Raw genomic sequence first — 8,341 nt, forward strand, 5'->3', positions numbered from 1 at the left:
GTCCAGTTTTTTCGGTTTTGTGAAGTCACTGAATTAATTGCTAATATCAGAATTATAAATGTTATTATTTTTTTCATTTTACATTATTGCCAACGGTCTAGTGTATGAGCAGTAGCGGATTAAAAACCACAAACTTTTCGGTTAAACACTTACCTTTATTAATATTCATTTTCTTTCAATTTAACACAAAAACCGCTATTGCTTATACACATTGTTGTGCGTTCGGTGTTCTTTTTCGTCCGTCTGTCAGCGTTGGCAAAGACATACTCTTTTGCAATTTTTGACTTGAGCATGGGCTGGTGCGAATTGCAAATGTGTATGGCTTTTAGCGTTGGCATATTATTCATTGATATTGTTCATTAATTCTGTCAAGTTGGTTGTGAAAGGAAAAGAAGAAGCTCTACCAGAAGAATAGTTTTCTAAATTTTTGAAGTTCCATGATATATTCTCAAATTCAGGGTCTGAAACTTTTACTAGTTGTATAACTAAATAGTTGTCCTGCGATGGAGTGGAATATCCTTTTCTGATTAGATCTTCTTTAGAAAAAACTTTCGGTCCTTTACTAATAATTCGCCACAAATCACCAGACTTTGATTCACCTAATGTATGAAGCAAAAGGTATTTTGAACTAACAGTTTCCTTATCAAGAATTAATGAGCCATTACCTGAACCCATTCTAAAATTATAAAGTTTGGTTCGTTTAATCCATTCATATTGTTCAATAGAGTTATAATAACCTACCAATACATAAGTGTCGTCAGGAATTAAATCTCTATTCATGTTATATGGCTCTGGAAGTGATTCATTTACAGAGTTATTTGAATCAGGAGGATTTTTATAAACATCAAACGTTCTGAAAGCAATTTTCTCACGTTGAGAGGCTCTGTTTACAAAGTGTTCGATTATTTCCAAAATAAACGCTTTAAGCTCCCCAATTCCACTGTCAGTTTTAGAGGGTTTTACAGGAAATGCTCCAAGTCCTGGAATAATTTCATGAAACCCTTTCTGATTAATGGATTTATCTCCAGGATATAAAACATAAGCACCGCCTGTTCTTCTAATGGCATCTTTATAGGCGTGCATCTTTAGGAGGTCTGCATTTTTGTAGATACCGTTTCTATTTTCTATCTTCTCTATATCTAAATTACTCTCAGCATTTTGTTCAAAAAAATCATTCAAATTGGCAATTTTATACTTTGCATCAAAATGAACATGCACTATGAGTTCTTGTTTTTCTGCTTCTTGTTCTGAAATACCAAAAGGCCAAAACGATAATGTATAATCTGGTCTTAAAGTGGTTGTCCAACTTCCTGAATCAGGATAAGCTTTTTTACCACTAAAAGAACGATTGTAATTAAATCGGATATTTAACTTTCGGCTACCAGAATTGAATACACCTTTTAAAGCGGTAAACTTTCCTTGCTTAATTTGAAGGTTTAATCCATCTTTCGTTTCCTTAATTAATTCTGAAATGTCTTTAGGTTCAATTTCAAAAATGGACTTAAATAAGTCTAACAATTTAAAAAATAGCCAATATTCATAGAGTGTAGCAATATCTTTTTTCCCACCGCTGAATATATCGTTGCCACCTTCCCATATAAGTTTAGCGGAAAGATCAAACATAAGCCAAACTCTAAGTATCTCGCGATAGCCTTCTTTTCTCTGTAAAACAGGGCTGTTTAATTTTAAGGTTGTAGGCCGTGAAATTTCTTTAAAAATGCCATGTTGTAATTGACTTTCCAAGACTTGAATCAACAACATTGATTCCGTTTCCATTTTCTTATGACCAAATTCTTTTGCCTTACTATTAATATCGGTGCAGAATTTTAAAAAGTTTTCTAAAGCATGTTTAATGAAACGATTTTCCGGTGTGTCAACTGAATCTATTTTGCGAATAGTGGAAATACGTTCTGGTAATGTTTCAATGCCATAACTCCTTAAGTAATGAGACTTCGGTATTTTTGTTCTATTACCAGCTTTAAGAATTTCTTTGATATTTCTATTGGAAAATCGTTTAGCATTTCTAATATCTTTTTCCTCAGAAGTTTCTGTCCATTTAGTTACGGGAGCGGTTATAATTCTATGAATTGCCTCTGTAAATTCATTGGTTCCAATTACCGATTTGATAAATGAAAACTTCTGATATAAGGTTTGGCTATCTTTTGTGTAGTCAATTTCAAAATGTTGAGAAACTGGTGAATTCGCTTGTAGCAGTAAGTCTGTACACTTTTCTGTGATTAGCTCTAGCATATCTCGGTAATCATCACGATATCCAGATTTAATAGACTGTACCTCTAAATCAATGTTTTTACAAACCTCTGAATTTGATTTTTTGAGTATTGGTATAGAAAGCGTTCCAACAAAAATATTAGGTGCTATTGTGCCAAGATTTGTTGTTCTTTTATGTTGTTGAATGATATTCTCCCCAATGTCACTTAGTATATAATCAGGGTCACTCAATTGATAATCGTAATAACACCCTTCCACAAGTTGAAACCTTGCTTCATTGTGTTCTATCGCGTTTTCTTCCGCATCAAATAGCGAATCAGGTCTTCGGGCATCAATCCAAAGCCGTAAACCTTCTTGAATGGAATCAAGGCTGATTTCTATGTTTGATACTGCTTTCATTTTTTAAGCTTCTGCATAGCTTGCAAACCCATTATCTATCGCACCTTTATACATACGTGTTATTTTTTCAAGTGAAAGGGGATATAATACTTCTGCCGTTTTAAAATCAAAGTCTTGTTTTTCAAAAACGTCTTTTACAATTTTCAAATCTTTTGAAACACAAAAAGACCCCAATGTTTCAAGAATTGGAGTTAATTTTCTTCTCGAGCCGTGTAGTTTTGGTAATAGTTTTTGCATAATACCAATATCTATTTTCTCATTGGTTGTTAATCCATTGTCTATTTCTGAAAGTTGATGAATGAGTCTTAATATCTCAGTGGCGCTTCTGTAACCAAATTCAGCCCCAGTTTTGGTTAATTCTCCAAAAAACTTAAGGAGTGTTTGGTTAATATCCTCAATATCTTCAGTGGCAAAGGATTTTTTTGCAGCCATGTCCAAAAAGGCTTTAGACATAGTTGCTCCTTTACTCATTAAAGCATCCATATTAAGGTCTTTAATATTTTCTAGAAAGGATTTCATTTCATTTTTCGATACTCTAAATTCAATTGTGTTAGCCCTATCTAATACTTTTGGACTAAACATATTGGTGGTTTCATCAATGTTAACTGTACCTATGATAAACAAATTTGAAGGCACTTTTAATTTTGCAGGCACACCATTTTCAACCGTTCCTTCGGCATATAATGGTATTTCTTCTTTAGATTCCATAACACTTAAAAAGTCTGCAAAATACCGTTCCACATGGCTTAGGTTCATTTCGTCTAAAATTAGATAATGAGGTAAGTCAGGATTGGCAATGGCTTGTAAAATCAAATCAATTACACCACTGTCTGGCTTTACATACTCTTCAGGTTTTAATGCATTTGGATAGCCGAGTAACGGTTCTCGATTGGTCCAATCTGCGCCAACTGGAATAATACGGTATTGGCTCTCTTCTTGGCATATCCATTGCACAAAGGCTTGAGCAAGTTTGGTTTTGCCAGAACCTGAAAGTCCTGTTAATATAACAAATGGTTTAGTTAAAAGAGAGCTTACAAACCGTGTTATAAGTGTGTCAGTGTAGACTAGACCAGCTGTTTTGCAAGTTTTTTGAAAGCTTTGAATGTCAAAAGCTATTTGATTAGAGGTTATATTTATTTTTTTAGTTTCAGAAGCTATTTTTTGTTTTCCTTCTAACTTTTCGTATAAAAATTTTATATAATTGTTCTTGCCAATTATAGCTCGAGGTCTATGGTTTGATTTACCAGAGCTATATTCATAAAACAATCCCTCGTTTTTTGATAAATTATTTTCTAGTCTTTCAATCAAAGATTGAATGTCACCATCATCAGTTGAAAAGATTTTTGAGTCAAATTCTTCTTCATAAACCTCTTCTGTTTTTTCTAATTCATGAATTAATCTCTCCCTGCTTGATGAAAACTGACCAGAAAAATAATTATGACTATTACCATCCCTATCAATAAACCAGTTAATAAATTCATCTCTTAATTTGTCAAGATTATTATTAACTTTAGAAATGGAATCTACAGAATTAAACCCCGAAAAAAGTTGATAACGAATTGTATCGAATTCTAGTTTGGTTATCTCTTGAATAAAACCCTCTTCATCAATTTTATAGTTGATTGATTTTTCAATTTCAAATAATTTTTTTAGACGAATTTCTTTTTCTGTTTTATCAATTACTTTAAATTGGTAATAGACTTTGTCATCAATAGAAACTAGTAAAAGGTCGTCTTCTGATATGGTTGAGTCAGATAAAGATGATTCACTTGTGGAAAGTGTAAAGTCAAATTCTTTTCCTGCTAGGGCTCTTGAAAAGGTATCAACTAAGTTGCTTATTGAAATTATATAATATTTTTCCATATTGATTATTATAGGTTAAACTCATAGGATTGCCACACAACAATCTTTTTTAAAAATTTATTTGCTACAGAAATTGAAAGCTCAAGGTATTCGTTGCTTTTCAAATCATTTAAAATGTTTTGACCATTAAAAGAAATAGAATAGAAGTCAGTTTCATCAGGAGAGTCAGATCTTTTTTTTGCAGATTCTTTAAATTCTATCACAAATAATCCAGAACTACCATTATAATTAACTTCGCTCTGATAGCTATTACCTGAAATTAATTGGTCTAACCGTTCTGAATTTAAAACTTCAAAACCTCTGCTGTTTTTCTGAAAAATGATTGTATTTTCCTTGGTATTTAAATTAATGAAAAACTCAGTTTTTGTACCATCATCTTGTCTTTCAAAAACTATTTCATCACCAGCATTAACATTATTATTACGGTAAAAATCACCGAGACCATTAATTCTAAATTCCCTTCCAGAGGTAATATGAACGCTATCTACTATACCACCATTCTTTAAATTAATAAATGTTGGTTGGTGATTTGAAGAATCAAAAATCTTTTCAATATTTTCAACTTTTTTGGAAACTAAGACATAGCACTCATGAGTACCTCCTTTGCCAATTTCAGTATTATTTAACGACTTTATGAATTGTTGGATTTTCATAGTTATTTAATATGTTTTTTAAGAACCTTAGCAATTCCTCTTGCCATCACTGGAGGAACAGCATTACCTATTTGCATATATGTTTTTAAATATGCCCCCAAGAAAATATAGTCATCAGGAAAAGATTGTATTCTTGCAGCTTCTCTTGGACTAATACTTCTTACTTGTCGTGGGTGAATGTGAGAATGACAATCCATTTTTAGATGTGCTGTTATTGTTCTTGAAGGTTTGTCTTCAATCAGTTTAAAATATTTATCCTTAAAAATATGATTACGGTGTTTGTATGGCATAACATGCTTTATTTTTTCGCTTGTCCCATCTTCTCCTTGTTCTAGAGTTCCATATATTTCATAATTAATATCATTTGTGTATCTGGCTTTGTGGTTAAAAACATATTCTATTTTTCTGCCTTCATTGATTAGCTTCAGATAAGAGTTCTCATTACCGTAAAATTGATTTACATCTACTTTTTTACCGGTAATTTCATCATCTACCTCTGTCATATTTTTAACACGCGGAGCTTCAAGAGGCTTTATGTATTCAAGAGCATCCTTTAAAAGATGTTCTTTATTTTGGGTATAACTGTTTTCAATTTCTTGAAATATTCCCGAAGGGGTTATTTTTCTTTTTTCAGAAATATCATTTCTTATAGCAATGAAAATTAGACGTTGCCTTTTTTGCGCTACACCAAAATCATTTGACACGAGAACTTTACAATCGACTGAATAAGAAAATGTTTTGTTTCCCTTTTTTATTCTGATGTTTTTGTAATCTTCTGCTATTTGTTCGGAATATGGAAGCATACCTTTTACATTTTCCATGACCACAAACTTTGGTGCAATTTTAGAAATTGCTTTTAAATAATATTTATAAAGATCATTTCTTGGATCGTCTATTATTCTTTGCTGATTGGCTGAGCTAAAACCTTGGCATGGAGGCCCACCAATAACAATATCTATATCATTATCAATATAATCCTCTATATGATCAACAATATTTCGAATATCACCTAAAATGACTCTGTCGTCAGGTACTTCAGGATGATTATATCTGAAAGTTTCTATACAAACATCTTCATAGTCATTCGCAAGATCAACCTGAAAGCCTTCTTGACTGAACCCAAGGCTTAAACCACCAGCGCCACAAAAAAAATCAACAATCCGTGGTTTGTTTTTTTTGTTGGATTTTTCTTGAATAATACTTCTTTTACTCGGGTCTAGATTATTCAGTAAATTCCCAATCAATTTTTGATGTTTAAGATTATAATTAATAGCTTTTATGAATTCTTTATAAATTGGTGCTTTTAGAACTTTCATTAATTGCTTTTGCTCATTTTCCGAATTTGTTTCAATTATTCTAAGTTCTTTTAGCCTATTTTTCGTAGCATCTGATATTGCTGAATTTACAGATGAATCAATGAGATTATTTTTTTGTGCAAAAACGTTTATAAGCTTAATGAACAGATTAACTTTTTCAATCAAAAATTTCTTATCTTTAGTGCTTTCTATATTGTTTATATACTGAAACATATTACAACTTCGCTAAAACTTTTTTAATACTTTTTGCTATTGCTTCTGCCATTAAAGGAGGCACAGCATTCCCAATTTGTTTGTACTGTTGTGTTCTTGACCCCTCAAAAACAAAATCGTCAGGAAAAGATTGAAGTCTAGCTGCCTCACGAGGAGTTATTGTTCGTTCTTGTTTGGGATCTGGATGTATAAACTGATTACCGTCTTTATATAGGTGAGCAATAATGGTTCTTGCAGGTTTATCCCAAAACTGAACAACATAACTATTGTTAAAGACTCTTTGTTTAATATGGTTTAGTGAGGGCTTTTTTTCTAATAACTCTTTGAATGTCCATTCGTTTTTACTCATTTCATGATACCTCTTACGATCTTTTTCGTTGTGAGTTCTAGACACATGATCTAACAATGTATTCTCATTTTTTGATCTTACAGTCGATAGGTAGTTATTCCAATCATAAACACGGTGTTCAACTTTTTTTTCTCCTTCACCAGGTTTGATTGAAGGAAGGTCATTTATAGCATCCTTTACTGTTACATATTTTTTCTTACCTTTTTTTTCTTCATCTGAGGAATCAGGATTGTAATGTGTTTTTATTATTCCATTGTAAATTTCTCTAGGACTGATTTCTAGACCCTTTCTAACCCCAATTAAAATGATTCTTTTTCTTACTTGCGGAACACCGTAATCACAAGAATTTAAAACCATATCATTTGGGTTTTTGATAAGTTTATAATCCTTTCCAAGCTTTTTTAGAATAATATTTACTGTTTTTTCTTTTCCTAGTTTTGCGGTCAACAAACCAGTTACATTTTCAAAGACAAATATTTTGGGTTTGAAATGATTTAAGATCTTTTCATAACTCTCAAAGAGATAATTTCTTGGGTCATCTTGCATACCATTTTCATCTTTCGCTCTACCGAGTGATGAGAAGCTTTGACATGGTGGACCACCAATTAATAAGTCAACAGATTTATTAGATACTTCTAACTCAATTTGTTCAATTATATCCTTATCAGTGATATCTTTCTCAAGAACACTTATTTCATTTTCTTGGTAGCCATAATGTTTCATTCTAGTCCTAAGGCTCTCACAAGCATAATGATCGAATTCAACATGTGTTAAACCTTGAAAACCTTGTTTGTAGAAGCCTTCACTTAATCCACCACAACCTGCAAATAGGTCAATAAATGTGTATTTCCTACTCATTTTCAACTAATAATTCTTTTACACTGATATTTAATATGCCAGCAATTTTATAAAGGTCTTCAACACTTGGTTGTCTTACGTTTCGTGCATACTCGTTTATGCTGTTGTAACTTTTGCCTGTTTTTTCGGCAAGCCAAGTTTGCGAAATTCCTTTGTCCTTTAAAACTTCTTTTATTCGGTTCATTTGAAACCTAAGTTTTGTTTATTCGGTGTCAAAGATAGTAAAAGTTCACTATTTTTCAGTGTAATTATACATTGTCTTGTCGTGGGTTGAGGAAGGGCAAGCTCTTTTGGTTTTTCAGCGATGGCTTTTAGCGTTGGCAAAAACTAAATGTGCTTGACCGTGCGTTGGCTTTTTACACTGACGCACAACGGTTTTGTATATAGCTCGTAGCGTGCAAATTAGCGATTATTTTTCGGTTGAGCCACAAGCCAGATTTTTAAATTTTACTAATTATCTT

The 8,341-nt window shown here is 32.2% G+C and carries 6 protein-coding genes; all 6 read right to left on the reverse strand.

Annotated features, from left to right (window positions below; translation table 11 throughout):
* Positions 1-339: 339 nt before the first annotated feature.
* The 6 genes from BUB82_RS11290 to BUB82_RS11315 are packed head-to-tail and all read right to left on the reverse strand — an operon-like array spanning position 340 to position 8,064.
* Positions 340-2,628, reverse strand: a complete 2,289-nt coding sequence (locus BUB82_RS11290; protein ID WP_073193733.1) for a DUF2357 domain-containing protein — start codon at positions 2,626-2,628, stop codon at positions 340-342.
* 3 nt (positions 2,629-2,631) lie between these two features.
* Positions 2,632-4,491, reverse strand: coding sequence for an McrB family protein (locus BUB82_RS11295; RefSeq protein ID WP_073193734.1), 1,860 nt, complete (start codon positions 4,489-4,491; stop codon positions 2,632-2,634).
* Positions 4,492-4,499: 8 nt separating this feature from the next.
* Positions 4,500-5,144 carry a hypothetical protein gene (locus tag BUB82_RS11300; RefSeq protein WP_073193735.1) on the reverse strand — a complete coding sequence of 215 codons (645 nt, stop codon included), beginning with the start codon at positions 5,142-5,144 and terminating at the stop codon, positions 4,500-4,502.
* A gap of 2 nt (positions 5,145-5,146) precedes the next feature.
* A complete protein-coding gene (locus BUB82_RS11305; protein WP_073193736.1) occupies positions 5,147-6,673 on the reverse strand; it encodes a DNA cytosine methyltransferase in 1,527 nt (508 codons plus the stop codon).
* 1 nt (position 6,674) lies between these two features.
* Positions 6,675-7,880: a DNA cytosine methyltransferase gene (locus BUB82_RS11310; protein WP_073193737.1), complete on the reverse strand. Its 1,206-nt coding sequence runs from the start codon at positions 7,878-7,880 to the stop codon at positions 6,675-6,677.
* On the reverse strand, positions 7,873-8,064 hold the full coding sequence (locus BUB82_RS11315) for a helix-turn-helix domain-containing protein (protein ID WP_073193738.1): 192 nt from the start codon (positions 8,062-8,064) through the stop codon (positions 7,873-7,875). The genes BUB82_RS11310 and BUB82_RS11315 overlap by 8 nt, the downstream gene beginning before the upstream one ends.
* Positions 8,065-8,341 lie beyond the last annotated feature (277 nt).

Origin of the sequence: Psychroflexus salarius (assembly GCF_900129035.1) — a bacterium.
In the GTDB taxonomy this organism is placed as follows: Bacteria; Bacteroidota; Bacteroidia; order Flavobacteriales; family Flavobacteriaceae; genus Psychroflexus; species Psychroflexus salarius.